The sequence below is a fragment of the Paraburkholderia sp. J63 genome (assembly GCF_905220245.1).
Lineage (GTDB): Bacteria > Pseudomonadota > Gammaproteobacteria > Burkholderiales > Burkholderiaceae > Paraburkholderia.
Genome location: NZ_CAJMZF010000029.1, coordinates 62,707 through 83,158 on the forward strand (window position 1 = coordinate 62,707; position 20,452 = coordinate 83,158).

The 20,452-nt window shown below is 64.9% G+C and carries 19 protein-coding genes; 15 read left to right on the forward strand and 4 right to left on the reverse strand.

Going from position 1 to position 20,452, the window contains the following annotated elements:
• Positions 1-216 precede the first annotated feature (216 nt).
• Positions 217-492: a hypothetical protein gene (locus U5775_RS26315; RefSeq protein ID WP_322061040.1), complete on the forward strand. Its 276-nt coding sequence runs from the start codon at positions 217-219 to the stop codon at positions 490-492.
• 148 nt (positions 493-640) lie between these two features.
• Here U5775_RS26315 and U5775_RS26320 read toward each other — a convergent pair whose 3' ends face one another.
• Positions 641-1,168, reverse strand: coding sequence for an Lrp/AsnC family transcriptional regulator (locus U5775_RS26320; RefSeq protein ID WP_322061041.1), 528 nt, complete (start codon positions 1,166-1,168; stop codon positions 641-643).
• Positions 1,169-1,322: 154 nt separating this feature from the next.
• Here U5775_RS26320 and mdeB point away from each other — a divergent pair, with 154 nt between their 5' ends.
• From mdeB to U5775_RS26385, 13 genes are all read left to right on the forward strand, one after another.
• Positions 1,323-4,043: an alpha-ketoglutarate dehydrogenase gene (gene mdeB, locus U5775_RS26325; protein ID WP_322061042.1), complete on the forward strand. Its 2,721-nt coding sequence runs from the start codon at positions 1,323-1,325 to the stop codon at positions 4,041-4,043.
• 42 nt (positions 4,044-4,085) lie between these two features.
• Complete coding sequence (locus tag U5775_RS26330; protein ID WP_322061043.1) at positions 4,086-5,072, forward strand: D-glycerate dehydrogenase; 987 nt, start codon at positions 4,086-4,088, stop codon at positions 5,070-5,072.
• A 122-nt stretch (positions 5,073-5,194) separates the two neighbouring features.
• A complete protein-coding gene (locus tag U5775_RS26335) occupies positions 5,195-5,830 on the forward strand; it encodes a TetR/AcrR family transcriptional regulator (RefSeq protein ID WP_322061044.1) in 636 nt (211 codons plus the stop codon).
• A 364-nt stretch (positions 5,831-6,194) separates the two neighbouring features.
• Positions 6,195-7,019, forward strand: coding sequence for a creatininase family protein (locus U5775_RS26340; RefSeq protein ID WP_322061045.1), 825 nt, complete (start codon positions 6,195-6,197; stop codon positions 7,017-7,019).
• A gap of 29 nt (positions 7,020-7,048) precedes the next feature.
• A complete protein-coding gene (locus U5775_RS26345) occupies positions 7,049-7,846 on the forward strand; it encodes an ABC transporter ATP-binding protein (protein ID WP_415913654.1) in 798 nt (265 codons plus the stop codon).
• Positions 7,847-7,862: 16 nt separating this feature from the next.
• Complete coding sequence (locus U5775_RS26350) at positions 7,863-8,729, forward strand: ABC transporter permease (protein WP_322061047.1); 867 nt, start codon at positions 7,863-7,865, stop codon at positions 8,727-8,729.
• Between the two features lie 59 nt (positions 8,730-8,788).
• A complete protein-coding gene (locus U5775_RS26355; RefSeq protein ID WP_322061048.1) occupies positions 8,789-10,159 on the forward strand; it encodes an FAD-binding oxidoreductase in 1,371 nt (456 codons plus the stop codon).
• 54 nt (positions 10,160-10,213) lie between these two features.
• The gene (locus U5775_RS26360) at positions 10,214-11,269 is read left to right on the forward strand and encodes an ABC transporter substrate-binding protein (RefSeq protein ID WP_322061049.1); all 1,056 of its coding nucleotides are present in this window, start codon (positions 10,214-10,216) and stop codon (positions 11,267-11,269) included.
• A 13-nt stretch (positions 11,270-11,282) separates the two neighbouring features.
• Positions 11,283-11,732 (forward strand): RidA family protein, encoded by a 450-nt coding sequence (locus U5775_RS26365; protein WP_322061050.1) that lies wholly within the window; start codon positions 11,283-11,285, stop codon positions 11,730-11,732.
• A 10-nt stretch (positions 11,733-11,742) separates the two neighbouring features.
• Positions 11,743-12,702 carry a PDR/VanB family oxidoreductase gene (locus tag U5775_RS26370; RefSeq protein ID WP_322061051.1) on the forward strand — a complete coding sequence of 320 codons (960 nt, stop codon included), beginning with the start codon at positions 11,743-11,745 and terminating at the stop codon, positions 12,700-12,702.
• Positions 12,703-12,860: 158 nt separating this feature from the next.
• On the forward strand, positions 12,861-14,270 hold the full coding sequence (locus tag U5775_RS26375; protein ID WP_322061052.1) for an OprD family outer membrane porin: 1,410 nt from the start codon (positions 12,861-12,863) through the stop codon (positions 14,268-14,270).
• Positions 14,271-14,285: 15 nt separating this feature from the next.
• Entirely contained in the window at positions 14,286-15,656 is a 1,371-nt protein-coding gene (locus U5775_RS26380; protein WP_322061053.1) for a cytosine deaminase, read from the forward strand.
• A gap of 20 nt (positions 15,657-15,676) precedes the next feature.
• Positions 15,677-16,870: an alpha-hydroxy acid oxidase gene (locus U5775_RS26385; RefSeq protein WP_322061054.1), complete on the forward strand. Its 1,194-nt coding sequence runs from the start codon at positions 15,677-15,679 to the stop codon at positions 16,868-16,870.
• 44 nt (positions 16,871-16,914) lie between these two features.
• Here the strand turns inward: U5775_RS26385 and U5775_RS26390 are convergent, their stop codons facing one another.
• The 3 genes from U5775_RS26390 to U5775_RS26400 all read right to left on the reverse strand — a co-directional run bounded on the left by U5775_RS26390 (position 16,915) and on the right by U5775_RS26400 (position 18,817).
• Positions 16,915-17,337: a hypothetical protein gene (locus U5775_RS26390; RefSeq protein WP_322061055.1), complete on the reverse strand. Its 423-nt coding sequence runs from the start codon at positions 17,335-17,337 to the stop codon at positions 16,915-16,917.
• Positions 17,338-17,540: 203 nt separating this feature from the next.
• A complete protein-coding gene (locus tag U5775_RS26395) occupies positions 17,541-17,861 on the reverse strand; it encodes a DUF4148 domain-containing protein (RefSeq protein ID WP_322061056.1) in 321 nt (106 codons plus the stop codon).
• Between the two features lie 149 nt (positions 17,862-18,010).
• Complete coding sequence (locus U5775_RS26400; RefSeq protein ID WP_322061057.1) at positions 18,011-18,817, reverse strand: methyltransferase; 807 nt, start codon at positions 18,815-18,817, stop codon at positions 18,011-18,013.
• 340 nt (positions 18,818-19,157) lie between these two features.
• Here U5775_RS26400 and U5775_RS26405 point away from each other — a divergent pair, with 340 nt between their 5' ends.
• On the forward strand, positions 19,158-20,426 hold the full coding sequence (locus U5775_RS26405) for an acyl-CoA dehydrogenase family protein (protein ID WP_322061058.1): 1,269 nt from the start codon (positions 19,158-19,160) through the stop codon (positions 20,424-20,426).
• Positions 20,427-20,452: the final 26 nt, after the last annotated feature.

The following is a 20,452-nucleotide window of genomic DNA, read 5'->3' on the forward strand; positions in this document are numbered from 1 at the left end:
TTTCCGGTGCAATGAGAACCGATGGCAACAACGGCGCGGCAAGCGAATTCACCACGAAATCACGTCGCAAGATTGTGTTGCGTCATTTATACAACACGTTCGTTTGTGCACACACGGCCGTCCCCCGACTCTGATAGTCTTTTCTGAACCACAGTCCGGTCCTTTCAGGGGACAGAGATGTGCGATCGTGGAATCGAAGACGGGGAGGGCTCACCCATGCTGCGCTGGCTTTCAAACCTGATTGCACACAATGCCGCAACGCCGCAGAAGCAGGCGGAGCGCGCGCTCGGTGAATTACGCATGGCGCTGTTCCAGGCCGAACAGCGGGTCCTGGATGCGCAATTGCAGGCCGACTATTACCGTATGCGAATTGCGTTTTGCGAAGAAGTCTTGAAGACGGGTATCGAACAGGTGTCGGATCAGCGCAAGGGGCAACGCGAACCGGTTCCACACGAATTGCGGCCGAATTTGAAGCTCACCACGGCTCAGTAGACCGCTGCTTGTCATAACGGACTACTGATTATTTCAGCATCCCGGGAAGGGGGCGTGCCCCTTTCCTGTCCTGTCGCACCCGTTTCGAGGCCGGAGTCCTTGCGCTTCGGCCCGGATGCGGCGCGTGCTCGCGCGGTTCTATCGGCGCTCACCGCCAGTCCGTCGCCACGTCCTCGGGATCGGTCAGCGTCAAACCCGAGGCCGGCAGCGGCAGCGCGGTCTTGTAGCGTACCTGCTTCAGCGCGAAGCTCGAACGGATGTTCGACACGCCCGGAATCTTGGTCAGATGCTCGAGGATGAAGTGCTCGAGCGTCTGCATGTCGGGCATCACGACGCGCAGCAGATAATCGGCATCGCCCGTCATCAGATAGCACTCCATCACTTCCGGGCGCTCGGCAATCGCTTTCTCGAAGCGTTGCAACGCCTCTTCCACCTGCTTTTCCAGGCTGACCTGAATAAACACGTTGATGCGCAGGCCCAGGCGCTCGGGGTTCAGCAGCGTGACCTGCTCCTTGAACAAGCCCAGTTTTTCCAGCGCGCGGACCCGGTTGAAGCACGGTGTTTGCGAGAGATTGACCGCGTGCGCGAGGTCGGCATTGGTGATGCGCGCGTTCTGCTGCAACTGGCTGAGGATGCCGATGTCGATGCGGTCGAGCCGCTTCGGATTCGAGCCCATAGTGGCAATTCTCCAGAAATGGCGTCGTTGCCAGAATAAATACACTATCGAACGCGCGAATGGCAAGTAAAAGAGCGTCCCTATTTTCCCTCGTGCCCGTTAGCATGGACTCGTCATCGGGTGAACCGGAAGCTTGAATACGAGGGGCGATTTCATGACGGACATGTCGAGCGGAATCATGCAGTTGTGCGCGCCGGGAGCCGGCCGCGAGGACTCCGATCCGGAGGAAACGCGCGAATGGCTGGAGGCGCTCGAAGGCGTGGTCGAGCACGTGGGCGGCGAACGCGCGCAGTATTTATTCGAGCGGCTGGCGGCGCATGCGCGCGCGCTCGGCGTCGAGTCGGCGCGCGTGCGCGCGACGCCCTACGCCAACACGATTGCGCCCGATGCGCAGCCGCGCTACCCCGGCAATCTCGAACTCGAAGAGCGCCTTGCGGCCGCGCTGCGCTGGAACGCGCTCGCCATGGTCGTGCGGGCCAATCGCGCCTATGGCGAGCTGGGCGGACACATCGCCAGCTATGCCTCGGCCGCGGATCTGTTCGAGGTGGGCTTCAATCACTTCTTTCGTGCGGCGGGCGAGGCAGGCGCGCCGGGAGCAGGCGGCGACCTCGTGTATTTCCAGCCGCATTCCTCGCCGGGCGTCTACGCACGCGCTTACCTCGAAGGCTTTCTCGACGAGCGGCATCTCGAACATTACCGGCGCGAGATCGCGGGCCCGGGCCTCTGCTCGTATCCGCATCCCTGGCTGATGCCGGACTTCTGGCAATTCCCGACCGGCTCGATGGGCATCGGGCCCATCAACGCGATCTACCAGGCGCGCTTCATGCGCTATCTGCACAATCGCGGGCTGGCCTCGACGGACGCGCGCAAGGTGTGGGGCTTTTTCGGCGACGGCGAAATGGACGAGCCCGAGTCGGTCGCCGCGCTGCCGCTGGCCGCGCGCGAAGGGCTCGACAATCTGGTGTTCGTGATCAACTGCAATTTGCAGCGGCTCGATGGTCCCGTGCGCAGCAATGGCCGCATCGTCGACGAACTGGAGGCCCATTTCGCCGGCGCGGGCTGGAACGTCATCAAGGTGCTCTGGGGCTCCGACTGGGACGCGCTGTTCGCGCGCGATCGCACCGGCGCGCTGATGCGCGCCTTCGCGAACACGGTGGACGGCCAGTTCCAGACCTTCTCGGCCAACGATGGCGCCTATAACCGCGAGCGCTTCTTTGGGCAGAACCCGGAGCTCGCCGCGCTGGCGGCCCAACTGACCGACGACGAGATCGACCGCCTGCGGCGCGGCGGTCACGACGTGCGCAAGCTGCACGCGGCCTATGCGCAGGCGCAGGCTCATCGCGGCCAGCCGAGCGTGATTCTCGCCATGACGATGAAGGGCTTCGGCATGGGCGCGGCGGGGCAGGGCAAGATGACGACGCACCAGCAAAAGAAGCTGGAATTCGAGGATCTGAAGGCATTCCGTGACCGCTTTCGCCTGCCGCTCGCCGACGAGGACGTCGAGCAACTCAGGTTCTACAAGCCCGCGCCGGACAGCCCCGAAATGCAGTACCTGCACGCCCGGCGCACGGCGCTGGGCGGCTATCTGCCCAGAAGGCGCCGGGCGGCCACGCAGGCGCTCGCGATTCCTTCGTTATCCTCATGGGCGCAGTTCGCGTTCGATAGCGGCGAGCGCTCGATGTCGACCACGATGGCCGTCGTGCGCATGCTCTCAGCACTGCTTAAGGATTCGCAACTGGGCCCGCGTATCGTGCCCATCGTCGCGGACGAGGCGCGTACCTTCGGCATGGCCAACATGTTTCGCCAGGTCGGCATCTATTCGCCGCTTGGGCAACTGTACGAGCCCGAAGATCTCGGCTCGATGCTCTACTACCGCGAGGACACGCGCGGGCAGATTCTCGAAGAGGGCATTTCGGAGGCCGGCGCGCTCTCCTCGTGGATCGCCGCGGCCACCTCGTACAGCGTGCATAACCTGCCGATGCTGCCGTTCTACATCTTCTATTCGATGTTCGGCTTTCAGCGGATCGGCGACCTCATCTGGGCCGCTGCCGACCAACGTGCGCGCGGCTTCCTGATCGGCGCAACGGCGGGCAAGACGACGCTCGGCGGGGAAGGGCTCCAGCATCAGGACGGCACCAGCCATCTCGCGGCGTCGACGATCCCGAACTGCCGCGCCTACGATCCCGCCTTCGCGTACGAAGTGGCGACGATCGTGGACGCGGGCATGCGCGAGATGGGCGAGGCTCAGCGCGACATGTTCTATTACGTCACGGTGATGAACGAGAACTACGCGCAGCCGGGCGCGCCCGAAGGCGACGCGCAGGCGTTGCGCGAAGGCATCCTGAAGGGGATGCACTGCTTGCCGTGCGCGTCGAACGCCGCCGCTTGCGTGCAACTGCTGGGCGCGGGCGCGATACTCGGCGAGGTGCTGGCCGCTCAGCGCATGCTCAAGGACGACTGGGGCATCGACGCCGCGGTCTGGAGCGTGACGAGCTTCACCGAGCTGCAGCGCGACGGGATCGAGCGCGAACGGCTGGAGCGTCTGGGCGAGCCCGCCGGGGCGCCCTATGTCACGGCTGCGCTGGGTGCATCGCGCGGCCCCGTGATCGCGGCCACCGATTATGTGCGCGCCGTGCCCGAGCTGATCCGCGCATTCGTGCCGCGCCGCTACGTGACGCTCGGTACCGATGGCTTCGGCCGTAGCGATACCCGCGACGCGCTGCGTGCTTTCTTCGAAGTGGACCGCGCATCGATCGTGCTCGCCGCCTTGAAGGCGCTCGCCGACGAGCAGGCAGTCGATGCGAGCCTCGTGGCGCAGGCGCGGCAGCGCTATGCCAAAGCGGCTGGCGATGCGGTTGCGCCGTGGCGCAAGTGAGCAGTTGACACGATCTTGTTGCGTCCGGAAGGAGACGTTGACGTGAAAGAAAAAATTCTCGTGACCCGAAAGGTCTTTCCCGCCGTGATCGAGCGTCTGCGCGAGCACTTCGACGTGGAGACGAACGACGGCGATCAGATCTATACGCGCGGAGAACTCGAGGTGCGCATGCCCGGCAAGGTCGGCGCGCTCGTGAGCGCCACCGAATCGATCGACGCGCCGCTGCTGCGGCACTGCACGTCGTTGCGCGCGGTCGCCAATCTTGCTGTGGGCTACAACAATCTCGATCTCGCGGCGCTCTCGACGGCGAAGGTGATCGCGACGAACACGCCCGACGTGCTGACCGAAAGCACCGCCGATTTCGGCTGGGCGCTGCTGATGGCCACGGCGCGGCGCACGGGCGAGGCCGAGCGCTGGCTGCGCCTCGGCCTCTGGGAGAAATGGGCGCTCGACCTGTTTCTAGGCGTGGACGTTCACGGCACGACGCTGGGCGTGCTCGGCATGGGCCGGATCGGCCGCGCGGTGGCGCGGCGCGCGGGCGGCTTCGGCATGAGCGTGCTCTATCACGACCGCGCGCCGGTCGATGCGGCGCGCGAGCTTGGCGCGCGCTATTGCGGCAAGGACGAGCTGCTGCGCGCGGCCGACCATCTGATCATCACGATGCCGTATAGCGCGCAAGCCCACCACACGATCGGGCGGCGCGAGCTCGCCTTGATGAAGCGTAGCGCCACGCTCGTGAACATCTCGCGCGGCGGGCTCGTCGACGAGGAGGCGCTGGCCGACGCCCTCGCCGAAGGCCGGCTGGCGGGCGCGGGGCTCGACGTGTTCGAGCAGGAGCCGCTCGTTTGCAGCCGGCTGCTCGCGAGCCAGAAGGTGGTGGCCACGCCCCATATCGCGAGCGCGAGCGAAAAGACGCGCATGGCGATGGCGAATCTCGCCGCCGACAACCTGATTGCCGCGCTGGGCTACGGCGCGCACGCAGGCCGGCCGCCCTCCGTGCTGAATCCGCAGGTGCTCGATACGGCTTGATGCCGCTTGATACCGCGGGATCACGCCCGATCCCGCCGCGCGCCGGCGCCCTGCGTGCCGCCGGCCGTGCGATAGAATGCGTCGCTGGGTACCTCCAGAAGAATCAACCGAGGAACGAGGCAGTGGCGCAATCCGACCAGAAGAAAATCAAGCGAACGCGTCCCGAGGTGATGGACGCGATCCGTGACTCCGCGATTGCGGAATTCGCGTTGCATGGACTCAAGGGGGCTTCCACGCAGAGCATTGCCGAGCGCGCGGGGCTCTCGAAGGCGCAGCTCCACTACTATATCGAGAGCAAGGAGGATCTCTACGAGAAGATCCTCGAGCACGTGGTCGACGAATGGATCCGCGTCTTTTCCTTTGGCGACGTGGAGCTCGGGCCGCGCCGCGTGCTATCGGACTACGTGCGCAAGAAGCTCGAGTTCTCGTTCGATCAGCCGCTGCTTTCGCGCATTTTCGCCAATGAGATGATGCGCGGCGCGCCGGTCCTGACACCGATGATGAGCCGTCCGCGCACGCGCACCGCGCACGCGGTGGAATGCATCAATCACTGGATCGAGCAGGGCCTCATGCGTACGCTCGACCCCATGCTGCTGATGATGAACATCTGGTCGCTGACGCAGTATTTCGCCGATTTCGAATACCAGGCGCGCTACATGCTGCGCGTAAAAGAAGGGCAGCCGCTGGATCAGGAGCACATCATCGCCGAAGTCACGGCCTTCGTGCTGCAAGGCTGCGGCGTGGTCGCCGAAGACTGAACGCTTGTCCGGCCGTCGCACCGGACGCCATCCTCGCGTGCGCCTTGCGCGGCGCACCACGCCTGTCCAGCAGCGCTTTCGTCTCTGCATCGCGCGCCCCCATTTCCTCTGTTGATTTCCGCTTGCCCATCCGCGCTGCATTGCAGCGCGAATTACTTTGGTTTCCTGAATAATGCATCGGGACGCCAATAAAATTGTCAACCCGAAAATAATTGACCATTCGGTTTGACCAATCGGTTAAATCATCTATCATCATTTCCAGACAGCACTGTTGCAGCATCCGAATCCGTGCGGGCGCAGGTGGGAAACACGACATGCGCGCGTGCCGGCACCTTACCGAAAGGCGTGAAAGGAGAAGCAGAACATGTCGTCAGTCACCCGTCTCCCCAGTCGTTATTGGGCCGAATACACGAGCAAGGCCTTTGCCGCGCTCGATCGTGAGCGGCTCGTCGCCGTATTGCCGGTTGCGGCCATCGAGCAACACGGTCCCCATTTGCCCATGTCGGTCGACACGACCACCATCGACGGTCTCGTCGAGGCCATCGTGCCGCGTCTGCCCAACGACCTCCCCGCGCTGTTCCTGCCCACCCAGAGCATCGGCAAGAGCAACGAGCACGCGCGCTATCCGGGCACGCTCACGTTTTCCGCGCAAACGCTCATCCAGATGTGGAGCGAGATTGGCGCCTGCGTCGCGGCGGCGGGCGTGAAAAAGCTCGTGCTGTTCAACAGCCACGGCGGCCAGGCCGCGGTCATGGACATCGTCGCGCGCGATCTGCGAGAGCGCTTCGGGATGATGGTGGTGGCGTCGAACTGGTACACGCTGGGTCTGCCGCAAGGGCTTTTCGGCAACGACGAGATGAAGCACGGCGTGCATGCGGGCGACGTCGAAACGTCGATCCTGCTGGCGCTGCGCCCCGAGCTCGTGGCCATGGACGAAGCGCGGCACTTCGAATCGCTCACGCAGGTCATGAGCGAGCGCTACCGCCATCTGTCGATTGGCGCGAGCGGCAAGCTCGGCTGGCAGACCCAGGACCTGAATCCCGCGGGCGCGTGCGGCAACGCGGGCGCCGCAACGGCGGAAAAGGGGCGGCAGGTGATCGATTACGTGGCCGAGCGCTTCATCGAACTGCTGGGCGAAGTGGCCGACGCGCCGCTCGCGTGGCTCGACAACGCGCCCGAGTGGCGCTGAGCCGCTGCGAAGGCGAGGGAGACGACAGCATGGAGACAGCCATGACACAAACGCCGCTGGTGCATCTGCGGGACGTCCACAAGCGCTATGCGAACGGCACGATTGCGTTGAACGGCATGACGCTCGACGTGGGCGCGCACGAGTTCATCAGCTTTCTCGGCCCTTCGGGCTGCGGCAAGAGCACGGCGCTGCGCATGATCGCCGGGCTTTCGTCGATCTCGGGCGGCTCGATCGAATGGGCCGCGCGCACGGAGCGCGGCGCGGGGCAGACGCACGACGTGAGCTTCGTGTTCCAGGAGCCCACGTTGATGCCATGGGCCTCGGTGTTCCAGAACGTCTATCTGCCGCTCAAGCTGCGCGGCGAATCGCGCGAGCGCGCACGTTCGCGCGTTGAGGAGGCGCTCGCGATGGTGGGGCTCTCGCGCTTTGCGAACGTCTACCCGCGCGAGCTCTCGGGCGGGATGAAGATGCGCGTCTCGATCGCGCGCGCGATGGTCACGCGCCCGCGCCTCTTGCTGATGGACGAGCCCTTCGCGGCGCTCGACGAAATGACACGTATCAAGCTGAACAACGACCTGCTCGCGTTGTGGCAGGAGCACCGCTTCACGGTGATCTTCGTTACGCATAGCGTCTACGAGTCGGTCTATCTCTCGAACCGCGTGGTGGTGATGGCGAGCCGCCCGGGGCGCGTGATCGACGAGATCGAGATTGCCGCGCCGTATCCGCGCGGCGACGCGTTCCGGGAATCGGCGCTCTACACGCAGTTGTGCCGCGAAACGTCGAACAGCCTGCATCGCGCGATGGATACGTCCGCGATCGATCACTGACTTCAGAGGAGCCGGCATGTCTTCTTCCGTACAAACCCTGAACGTGGATGTTCCGTCGAATGCGGCCGCCATCGCCGACGCCGCGCGCCAGCGCGTGCGACGCGAAAAGCTCTTGCGCTTCGCCGTGCCCACCGGCTGGCTGTTCGGCGCGCTGCTGCTATGGGAAGCGATCGTGCGCATCAATCACGTGCCCGATTACATCATTCCCGCGCCCAGCGTGATCCTGCGCACGCTGTTCGAGAACTGGGATTCGCTCTCGCTCTCGCTGCTGTTCACGCTCAAGCTCACGTTCCTCTCGCTCGCGCTCGCCGTCGTGGGCGGCGTTGCGCTGGCCATGCTGTTCGCGCTCTCGCGCTGGGTCGAACTGAGCTTCTTTCCGTTCGCCGTGATCCTGCAGGTGACGCCCGTGATCGCCATCGCGCCGCTGATCCTGATCTACGTGGACAGCACGTTTTCCGCGCTGCTGATTTGCGCCTGGATCGTCGCGTTCTTTCCGATTCTCTCGAACACGGTCATCGGCTTGCGCAGCGCCGACCATAACCTGCGCGACCTGTTCGCGCTGTATCGCGCGACGCCGTGGCAACGCCTGCGCTATCTGCTTGCGCCGAGCGCGCTGCCTTATTTTCTCGGTGGCCTGAAGATCGCGGGCGGCCTGTCACTGGTGGGCGCGATCGTGGCGGAGTTCACGGCGGGGGCGGCGGGGCGTCAAACCGGTCTTGCGTCGCGGATTCTCGAAGCCACTTTCAGAAACGAGATTCCGAAGATGTTTGCCGCGCTGCTGCTCGTCTCGCTGTGCGGCATCAGCATCTTCCTGCTGTTCAACTGGCTCTCGAAAGCCGTGCTTCGAGGCTGGCACGAAAGCGAAGTCGACCGCGACGCCTGACCCAACCTGCCGCGCCGCGTCGCGGATTGCGGCAAGACGATAAAACGGGAAAAACAGACATGAGAGACAGCCATATCGACTGGGACCGCTTCGCCGGCGAACTGAACGGCATTCGCACGATCACGAGCGGGGGACAGTTGCGGGGGCGTTCGCGAGACTTCTCGTGGTATAGCCCGATCCTGAACGAGCAATTGAAGGATTGCGTAGCAGACCTGATCGTGTTTCCGCGCAGCGAGGACGACGTGAAGCGCATTGCGGCGCTGGTGTCGCGCTGGCGCGTGCCGCTGACGATACGCGGCGGCGGCACCGGCAACTACGGCCAATGCGTGCCGCTGCAAGGCGGCGTGGTCATGGACATGACCGACCTGAAGCAGGTCGTCGAAATCGGCCAGGGTTCGGTGCGGGTCGAGGCGGGCGCGCGCATCGGCGAATTGCAGTCGGCCGTGCGCGCGTCGGGGCAGGACCTGCTGATGTTCCCCTCGACGCTGCGCGTCGCGACCATTGGCGGCTTTATTGCGGGCGGCTATGCGGGCGTGGGCTCGATACGCCACGGCATCCTCAAGGATCGCGACAACGTGCGCGGCATCCGCGTCGTGACGGTCGAGGACGTACCGCGCGTGATCGAGCTCCAGGGCGCCGACATTCAGAAGGTTCATCACGCATTCGGCACCAACGGCATCATCACGCAACTGGAGCTGACGCTCAAGCCCGCGCAGGACTGGCTGCACACGATCACGCTGTTCGAGTCCTATGGCGACGCGCTGCGCTTTTGCACGGCCGTGAGCACGCCGGAGCTCGACCTGTATTTGCTGACCTCGGTGGAGCGCGGCTTCGCGCCGTTCTATGCGCACCTGGGCGAGCGCTTTCCGCACGACCGCCATGCGGTGTTCGCAATGGTGAGCCCGCAGTCGATCGACGCCTGGCGCGAGCTGGCGGCGCGCCATGGCGGCGTGGAATCGCAGTGCATGAACGCGCATGCGCTGGAGGAGCACGGCTTGCCGCCCGCTTACGAGTGCGCGTACAACCACACGACGCTACAGGCGCTGAAAACCGACCGGCAATGGACCTATCTGCAGATCGCCCATCCGCAGCCGTTCGACATCGAACTCTCCGAGCGCCTCGCGCAGGAATTCGGCGACGAGATCTACTGGCACCACGAATTCGCCCGGCAGTTCGGCGAGTACCGCGTATTCGGCATTCCGCTCGTGCGCTATACCACCGCCGAGCGGCAGTACGAAATCATGCGCATATTCGAATCGCACGGCTGCGCGACGTTCGACCCGCACGTCGTGACGATCGAGGACGGCGGCATGAAGGAAATCGATCACGCGCAGATCGACTTCAAGCGGCTGGCGGACCCGCACGGCCTGCTGAACCCCGGCAAGATGCGCGGCTGGGAAGAACTGGCCGCCGGCACGCTGGCGGACTGAGTCTGTCTTTCGAATGGGTTTCTCTCCATCTTCAATATTATGGGATGCTAAACAATGAAAAAGTTATGGCGTTCAATGGCGCTTGCCGCGAGTCTTGCAGTCGGTGCGCTTGCCGCGTGCCTGCCGGTGCGTGCGCTGGCGCTCGACAAGGTCGTGCTCGGCACCGACTGGCAGGCGCAAGCCGGCCACGGCGGCTTCTATCAGGCGCTGGCCGACGGCACCTACCGCAAGTACGGGCTAGACGTCGAAATCCGCCAGGGCGGGCCGCAGGTCAACAACCGCCCGATGCTCTCGGCCGGCAAGATCGACTTCCTGATCGCGGGCAATCTGCTGCTTTCGTTCGACAACGTCAAGAACCATATCCCGACCGTGGTCGTCGCCGCGATCAACCAGAAGGACCCGCAGGCGCTGATGGCGCACGAAGGCGCCTTCAACTCGTTCGACGACCTGCACAAGGCGAAGGTCATCCTCGTGTCGAAGGACGGCCAGTTCAGCTTCTGGCAGTGGATGGTGGCGCAGAAGGGCTTTCGCGACGCGCAGCTACGCCCGTACAACTACAGCATTGCGCAGTTTCTCGCCGACCCCGGCGCGGTGCAGCAGGCCTACGCGACTGCCGAGCCGCTCTACGCGCAGTCGGCCGGCGTGAAGACGCGCACCTTCCTGCTCGCTGACGAAGGCTGGAACACCTACTCGTCGACGATCGAAACGCGCTGGGACATGGTGAAGAACAAGCCGGACGTCGTGCAGCGCTTCATCAACGCATCGATTGTCGGCTGGTATCACTTCCTCTACGGCGACCATTCGGCGGCCTACGCGATGATCGAGCGGCAGAACCCCGAGATGACCCAGGCGAAGCTCGACGCCGAGGTGGCGAAGATCCGCGAACTCGGCCTGATCGACTCGGGCGATGCGCTGACGAAGGGGATCGGGGCCATCGATCCCGCGCGCATCAAGAGCTTCTACGGAAAGATGGTGAAGGCGGGCATCTACAAGGCGCAGGACGTCGATGTGTCCCAGGTCGCCACGACGCAATTCGTCGACAAGGGCGTGGGGCTCGATCTGCGCAAGCAGCTTCTGGGTCAGTCGGTGGCAGCGGCCGCGCCGCATTAAGGGGGAATATTAGATGAGCGAAGCAATCGCGAAGCCGCTTGCAAAATACGCGGCCTACAAACGTAAGGGCAATTTTGTGTTTCTTTCCGGGGTCATCGCGGTGGATCCGGCCGCCGGAAAGATCGTGCGCGGCTATGAAGACGTGCCCGAGTCCGTGCGCGAGCGCATCGGCTGGACCGGCGAGTTTTCGGTCGACGTGAAGGAGGGGCCCATACGCGCGCAGTCGTGGTACGTGCTCGACCGGATTCGCGCGACGATCGAGGCGGCTGGCGGCAGCATGTCCGACGTATTCAAGCTCGTGCAGTATTTCCGCGATCTGCGCGAATACCCCGGCTACAACGCCGTGCGCAAGACCTTCTTCGGCGACGATCCGCCTGTTTCCACCGTGGTCGAAGTGTCGGCGATGCTGCCCGACGAGTCGGTGCTGGTCGAGGTCGAGGCCACGGCGTGGCTGCCGCAATAGGGGGGAAGCGATGGCATCGACATTGACCGTCCGCGTGGCGGACGTGGCGATCGAGACGGACGAAATCCGCCGCTTCGAACTGGTCGCCGAAGCGGGCGGCGAGTTGCCGGCGTTCGAGGCGGGCGCGCATATCGACGTCCACGCCGGGGAAGCCGGGGTGCGCCAGTACTCGCTGTGCAATGCGCCGTGGGAACGCGAGCGCTACGTAATCGGCGTGAAGCGCGAAGCGCAGAGCCGGGGCGGGTCCGCGTGGATGCACGCGCTCGAATCGGGGGCCTCGCTCACGATCGGCGCGCCGCGCAACCACTTCGCGCTCGACCCGCTCGCGCGGCGTCACGTGCTGCTGGGCGCGGGCATCGGCTTGACGCCGCTGCTCTCGATGGCCGAGGCGCTGTGGCGCCGCGACGCCGAATTCGTGCTGTACGCCTTTGCACGCTCGGCCGCGCATCGCGCGTTTGCGGCGCGGCTGCGCGAGGCGCCGTGGTCGTCGCGCGTGCGCTACCACCTCGACGATACGGGCCCGCGAATCGATCTCGCTGCCGAACTCAAGGCGCTGGCCGCACCGGACACCCACCTCTATATGTGCGGCCCCCAGGGCTTCATGGACGCCGTGCGCGAGGGGGCGCCCCAATGGCCCGAAGCTGCGCTGCATTTCGAGTACTTCGCCCCGGTGGTGCCCGCCGAGCATACGGGAGACACCGGAGACGATCGGCCGTTCGAGGTCGAGCTCGCGCGGCGCGGCGAGACGTTCCGGATCGGCCCCGACGACACCATCGCCCAGGTGTTGATCGACGCCGGTATCGATGTCGTGACGTCGTGCGAGCAGGGCGTTTGCGGCACCTGCGTAACGGATTATCTGGCCGGCGAACCCGATCATCGCGACTTCTGCCTGAACAAGAAGGAGCGCGAAAGCAAGGTCGCGATCTGCTGCGCACGGGCGAAGACGGACCGGCTCGTCCTCGATCTCTAGCGCGAACGCACACGTAACGCACGATCCGCTGCGTGCTCTCTTAGCGCGCGGTTTAGTACGGTAATTAGTCAGGAATGCAAATAAATATCGGGAATTATCTATAACGAAACGCATGGCGAAACGCGCACTGGCGAGACCAGATGGCGAGAGGAGCAATCATGAAGAGGGACTTGAGGTTCGCCGTCGCATGCCGGCGCGGACTGCGGCTGGGCGTGTTCGGCGCAGTTGCGTTGCCGGCATGCGCGCTGGCGCAAACGGCAGCGGCGCCCGCGCCAGCTTCCGGCATCAGCGTCGCGGAGCAGAACGGCCAGGACACCGTGGAGCATGCCGCTGCGTCGGCGGCCGCCGCCGCGCCCGCGGTGTCGCCAGGCACGGCAACGAACCTGCTCGAAATGTTCACGAAAGGGCAGTTCTTCGGCGACGTGCGAACGATCTACTTCTCGTCGCATAACGCGTTCTATCAGACCGGCCTGAACCAGGACACGATCAGCTATGGCGGCGGGCTCGGCTACAAGACCGCGAACTTCTACGGCTTTTCGCTGGGCGTGAGCGGCTATCTTCAACGCGGGATCAATCACTCGGACGACCCCGCGCGCGTGGACGGCTATCTGGGCCCGAACCTCACGGCGCTCGGCGAGGCGTATCTGCAATGGCAGCACAACGGCTTCAGCATCACGGCGGGCAACCAGGCGCTGGACGTGCCGTTCGCCTCGACCTACGACTGGCGCATGGCGCCACAACTGTTCCAGGGCGTGGCGGCCAGATACGGCGACGACGAGAACTACGTGACGGCCTTCCGGATGCTGCGCTTCAAGTCGTATATCGACGACTCGTTCAAGCGCCTGACGACCTACAACGTGAACGTGGACCCGTACTCGCCCATTGGCGACGAGGAGACGAGCGGCTTCTACGGCGTTGGCGGCATGCGCACGACGGCGCTGGGCCCGGTCTCGGTCAAGGGGCAGGCGTGGTACATGGGCTATATGGACTATGCGCGGATGACCTATCTCGAAGGGCAGGTGAGCCGCAAGGATGGCGACGTGAAGCCGTTCGCGGCCGCCCAGTTCTTCTACGAAACCGGCGACGGCAAGGAGTTGCTCGGCCCGGTGCATAGCCAGGTCTATGGCCTGCAATTCGGCGTCAAGCGCAATTCGCTCACGCTCAGCGTGGGCTACGACTACATCAAGCCCAACGGCAACTCGTATCTGAACGGCGCGCTTGTTACACCGTATGCGCACAATGTGGCTTCCGGGCCGTTGTTCGCGCAACCATTCCTGTCGAGTACGCAGGACCTGGGCGCGGGCAACGCCTATGCCATCGACCTGAACGGCGCGCCCATCAGCAACCTGTTCATCGGCTTTCGATACTCGTTCATGGACCTCAAGAACGCGCCGACCGCGGTGAGCCTGAACCAGTCGGAGTATCTCGCTTACGCAATCTATACGTTCTCTGGCAAGCTCAAGGGCTTCAGCATTGCCGACTTCGTGGCGCTGCAAAGCTCGCCGGCAATGCGCAGCAAGTTCATCCAGAACCGGCTGACACTTCAGTATGCGTGGGGGCCGCAGTGACGCAACGGAGCGAACATGGCAATGGCCGATGAACTGAAACGCCTGAACGAGGCGGCCGGGCGCGAGGGCTACTGGCTGCACCGGGCCAGCGTGCCGCGGGCACTGGCCGTCGGGCAGCGAATGAGCAAGGCGGGGCTCTCGCGGTGCTCGCTCAAAGTACGCGCGGGCCGTATCGAGCGCATCGTGCCGGCGGTGGAGCATGAGGCAGCCGCTCGCGATATCGCGGACGGCTTGCCGTCGCTCGATCTCGACGGCGGGTTGCTCGTGTGCGCATGGGTGGATGCGCACACGCATCTGGACAAGGGCCATATATCGCCGCGAACGGGCGAGTGCGGCGGTGGCCTGCTTGCCGCGATCGCGGCCACGCAGGCCGACGCGGCGCATTGGACGCCCGACGACCTGGCGCGCCGCATGGCATTCTCGCTGCGCAGCGCCTATGCGCACGGCACGCGCGCGATGCGTACGCATATCGACTGGGTGAGCGCCGACGCGCCGCCCGCGTGGGAAGTCGCGCACGCGCTCCAGCGCGACTGGAGGGATCGCATCGAGCTGCAATGCGCGGCGCTGTGCCCGCCCGAGCTGTTTGCGCACGCGGGCGATGGCGAGCGCATCGCCCGCGCCGTTGCCAACCGGCGCGCGGTGCTGGGCGCGTTCGTCTATCCGATGGCGGGCGTCGAAAAGCTCGTCGACCGTGTGTTCGCGCTGGCCGAGCGCTTTGATCTGTGGCTCGATTTTCACGTCGACGAGCATCTGCAGCCCAATGTGGACGCAACGCGCGCGATTCTTGCGGCGGCACGCAGAACGGGCATGGGCCACAGGGTGCTGTGCGGGCATTGCTGCTCGCTCGGTGTCGTTGCGTCCGCAACGGCTGATGAATTGCTCGCGGAGTTCGCAAGCGTAGGGGCGACCATCGTCAGCCTGCCGTTCACGAATCTCTATCTTCAGGATCGCCAGGCATTACGCGCACCACGGATGAGAGGCCTCGCGCCGCTGCGCGAGGCGCACACGCAAGGCGTGAAGCTCGCGCTGGCGTCCGACAATCATCGCGATCCGTTTCTTCCGTTCGGCGACCTCGACCCGTTGCAGACACTCGCGCTGGCCTCGTATGCGGCGCATCTCGAACAGCCCTTCGAGCGCTGGATTCAGACGGTCACGACGACCCCGGCGACGGCGCTAGGTCTGCCGTGGGACGGCGTCCTGCGCGAGGGGGCACCGGCCGATCTCGTGCTGCTGCGCGCGCGCGACAGCATGGAAGCGTGCTCGCGCCCGCAAGCCGACCGGCGCATCGTGCGCGCGGGCCGCTTCGTCGAAACGGTATTGCCCGACTATCGCGAGCTCGATGCGCCGCAGCGGTGCACCAGTGCTCGCGCGACCCACCCTGCATGAATCCGCAATCAGGAGAAGACATGCGTGAAATCACCCATATCGCGGAGCTGCGCAGCATCGCCCGGCGCAAGATTCCGCGCGCGATATTCGACTACGTGGACGGCGGCTCGTACGACGAACGGACCTTGCACGATAACAGCGCCGATCTGGCGGCGCTGCGGCTGCGCCAGCGCGTGATGGTGGACGTGTCGCAACGCACGCTCGCGACCTCGATGGTGGGCGAGGCGGCCAGCATGCCGCTCGCGATTGCGCCCACGGGCCTGACCGGGCTCGTGCACGGCGACGGCGAGATACTTGCGGCGCGCGCGGCGCAGGCGGCCGGCATACCGTTTTGCCTGAGCACGATGTCGATCTGCTCGCTGGAGGACGTGAGCGCCGCCGTCGAGAAACCGTTCTGGTTTCAGCTCTACGTGATGCGCGACCGCGGCTTCAGCCAGTCGTTGATCGAACGCGCCCAGGCCGCGCGCTGCCCGGCGCTCGTGCTCACGGTCGATCTGCAGATCCAGGGGCAGCGCCATCGCGACATTCGCAACGGTCTCGCGGTGCCGCCGCGGCTGACGCTGCACAATCTGCTCGATATCGCGACGAAACCGCGCTGGATGCAGCGCGTGCTGTGCGGCAAGCGCAAGACGTTCGGCAACCTGATGGGGCACGTGGCGGGCGCCGACAATCTGGCCACGGTATCGCAATGGATCGCCGGGCAATTCGATCCGTCGCTGAGCTGGCGCGACATCGAATGGGTGCGCAAGCTCTGGCCGGGCAAGCTGATCCTCAAGGGCATCCTCGACCTCTCCGACGCACAGCGTGCGGCCGCGAGCGGTGCCGATGCGATCGTGGTGTCGAATCATGGCGGCCGGCAACTGGACGGCGCGGCTTCGTCGATTCGCGCACTGCCCGAGATCGCAGAACGCGTCGGCGATCGCTGCGAGGTGCTGTTCGATGGCGGCATCCGCTCGGGTCAGGACGTGCTGAAGGCGCTGGCGCTTGGAGCACGCGGCTGCATGACCGGGCGCGCGTTCCTCTATGGACTCGGCGCGTATGGCGAGCGCGGCGTGACGCGCGCATTGAAGATCCTGCGCGACGAACTCGATGTGAGCATGGCGTTGACCGGCACGACGAACGTGCGCGACGTGACGCGGGCCTTGCTATGGCAGGAAGGGGAGGGCCCGGAGATGCGCATGGAGACTGCGAGGTCTTGGGCCGACGTCGCGTGACCGTACGCGCCGAGCCGCTATACGGGGCTGTGACGTATCGCTGACTATGCCGAGCGCCGTGCCCGTCCGCGTGGCCGCCTGCGGGCCGGGGCCACGCGATGCGCCGCGATCAATACCGATGCCACCGTCACCCCCAGCATGGCGCACCCGAGATACGGCGCCACGCTCGCGTGCACCTGCTCGGGTAGTGGCGGACCCATTGAGTCCGCAACGAAGTCCAGACAGGTCGGAATCTCCCAGAGCAGAAAGAGCGCGAAGCAGTGGACGAGATATTCGCGCAGCGGCGCGCGGCTCATGAAATATAGCGAGAGTGTTGCGAGCACAACGAGTGTCGAGTCGCCCCAGTGATAGCTGCGATACCACGCGGGAAGCCAGCGCGTTGCCGCTTCGATGCGCAGGCCGAGTATCCACGCGGCAGTGTTGCCGGAGGCCAGTGCGAGCGTGGTGAGAAGAAGTGGTGCCTTCATCGCCGGAAGTCTACAGGCCTTCGGGCGGTGACGGTAGGGGAAGCGAGGGGAACAACCGCGGGGTGCGTGGCCGATGTTTCGATAACGAAGCTGGCTCGCTCCGGGCTCGATCACGGAAGCGAGTCAGTTATTCGGGCAACAGACCTGGCAACAGGCGCGCGACTAAGGCCTCTTGCGCAAATGCATCACGTCACGGCGGCAGCTTACTGGCCGAAATAAACCGGCTTCATGCCGTCATAGGGCGGACGCACGGCAACCGGGGCACCCGAAGCAGACGAGCCGTTCGCGACGCCGCCAACGGCACTGTTTTGCGCCGCGACCTTGGCTTCCGCGGCAAGAATGTCGTCGGGATAGTGCGGATCGTTGCCGCGTGCGGGGCTATAGCCGGCCTTTTCGAGCTGCACCAGTTCGGCGCGAACCTGCGCGCGGGTCACTGGCGCATTGGACTGGGCGAACGACGCAACCGGAACAGCGATGGCAACGGCAGCAACGGCAACTGCAACGGCGTGAACAAGGGACTTCATGACGACAACCTCCATGGTGTTTTGGCTTTCGGTGCAGCGGATTCGCCGCAACCGATGCCTAAACTTTAGGAGCTTCGAAGCCCAGGGTTAACCATTGTTTCGGGAAGATATCCTCTCATCCTGCAGAAAGATCCGCCGCGCGGACCTCGCTAGGGCTTGACGAATTTCAGCGTCATTCGATCCGATTCCCCGATCGCGGCATAGCGTGCGCGGTCTGCGTCGCCGCCCGCGTAGGTCGGCGGCAGCGACCAGACGCCGTGCGGATAATCCTTCGTGTCCCGTGGGTTTGCGTTGATCTCGCTGCGCCCCGCGAGGATGAAACCCGCGGCCTGCGCATGCGCGATGACGAAAGCCTCGGTCACGTAGCCGGTGTCGATCATCTGCTGCAAGCTCGTGCCCGGCGCAGCGCGATGCTCTTCGACGCCGAGTTCGCCGCCGGGCTTCAAGGCGGCATAGAACGCGCGCAGGTTCGCATCGAGCTGACCGTCCTTGATCCAGTTATGGATGTTGCGAAACGTGAGTACCCGGTCGAATCGCTCGTGCGCGTCGAAGCCGGTGAACTGGCCCGCGTGCAAGGTGCCCACCACGACGTTTCCATAGATGGCCGGGGCGGCCGCGAGCTTGCGCAGATACGCTGCATCGGTTGGACGGTCTTCGGCGCTCAGATCCGCCGAGGTGCTGATGTATTGCGCCTCGTACAGGTGGCCGGCGTCGTGCAGCCAGGGCGCCAGAATATCCGTGTACCACCCGCCGCCCGGCGCGATTTCGAGTACCGTTTGCGTGGGAGTCAGGTCGAAGAACGCCAGCGTTTCCTTCGGATGGCGATAGACGTCGCGTGCTCTCGCGCGCTCGCTGCGTTGCGGGCCGGCGATGGCGGCATCGAGGGACGTCGCGCCCGAGGCTGTCGATTGCGAGTCGTGAGAGGAGGGCGATGATGGCGCAACGCATCCGGTCATGGTCAATGCGAACAAGGTTGTAGCGAGGGCGATGGTGCGTGGCAGTGCGGACTTTGCCAGCGTTTGGCGGTGGATGGGGGGCATGGGACGCGGCGCGAGTGAGAGGTACGGGAGAAGATACGCGTTTCTTTGAGGATGTGCTGGGCGATCGCATAACACCCCGCGCCGTGCTCCTCCAGCAGCGCCGAATCAGCAACGCGCTGCGTATCCAGCAGCGGGCAGCCCGCCAACCCCGCAAAACCCCGAAATCCACACGAATTTTTCTGGCACAGCTCCTGCTGTAAAGATCCAACGCACCGACGTTTAAACGAGTTACGTTGACATTCACAGAGGACTCCAGATGACCCCACCCGATCGCCACACCGCTTCAACAGAACCCAACCCGCTCTCTCTCGGCGCCGACTACGAGAGCCTTGCCGCACGCTTTCGCCCGGTCTTTGCCCGCATCGCGGAGGGCGCGCTTGAGCGCGAGCGCACGCGAAGCCTGCCCTACGAACCCATCGAATGGCTCAAGCAAGCCGGATTCGGGGCCGTTCGCGTGCCGCGTGAATATGGCGGCGCAGGCGCATCGCTGCCGCAACTCATCCAGTTGCTCATCGAGCTGGGCGAGGCCGATTCGAATCTTCCGCAGGCCCTGCGCGGACACTTCGCGTTCGTCGAGGACCGTCTCAACGCCGCGCCGGGGCCCGCGCGCGATGTCTGGTTCCAGCGCTTCGTCGCCGGTGAACTGGTGGGCAACGCGTGGACGGAAGTCGGTAACGTGGCCATCGGCGATGTAATCACGCGCGTGTCGCGCGATGGTGAGCGCTGGGTCGTCGATGGCGAAAAATACTATACGACGGGCAGTATCTTTGCCGACTGGATCGACGTCTACGCCCGTCGTGCCGAAGACGGCAAAGACGTGATTGCCGCAGTCAGAACCGACCAGCCCGGCGTGCGCCGCAGCGACGACTGGGACGGCTTCGGGCAGCGCTCGACGGGCAGCGGCACGACGACCTTCGAAGCCGCCGAAGTGAGCGAGGCCGATATCATCGATTTCGAAACCCGCTTCAAATACCAGACGGCTTTCTATCAACTGGTGTTGCTCGCCGTGCTGGCCGGCGTCGGGCGCGCCGCCTTGCGCGACGTGACCCAGGAGGTGCGTTCGCGCCGGCGCATTTTCAGCCATGGGAATGCGTCGTCGGTTGCACGCGACTCGCAGGTGCAGCAGGTCGTGGGCCAGGTTGCCGCGCGCGTGTTCGCTGCGGAATCCACGGCCGTGCGCGCGGCCGAGGCCGCGCAGCGCGCGTATGAAGCGCGCTTTGGCGAGAGCCGCGAAGCCGAGCGGGAGGCCAACGTGGCGGCCGAGCTGGATTCCGCGCGCGGGCAGATCGTGATCGCCGATCTCGTGCTCCAGGCCACCACGCAGTTGTTCAACGCGCTGAGTGCATCGGCGACGAGCGAGACCAAGCGCCTCGACCGGCATTGGCGCAATGCGCGCACGGCCGCCTCGCATAACCCGATCATCTACAAGGAGCGCATTGTCGGCGACTGGGAGGTGAACGGCACGGAGCCGCCCTATGTGTGGCAGATCGGCAGCGGCCCGGTGGAAACGGCTGCCGCGGAGTAAGTCCGCAAGACGCAGCGCCCGCGCCG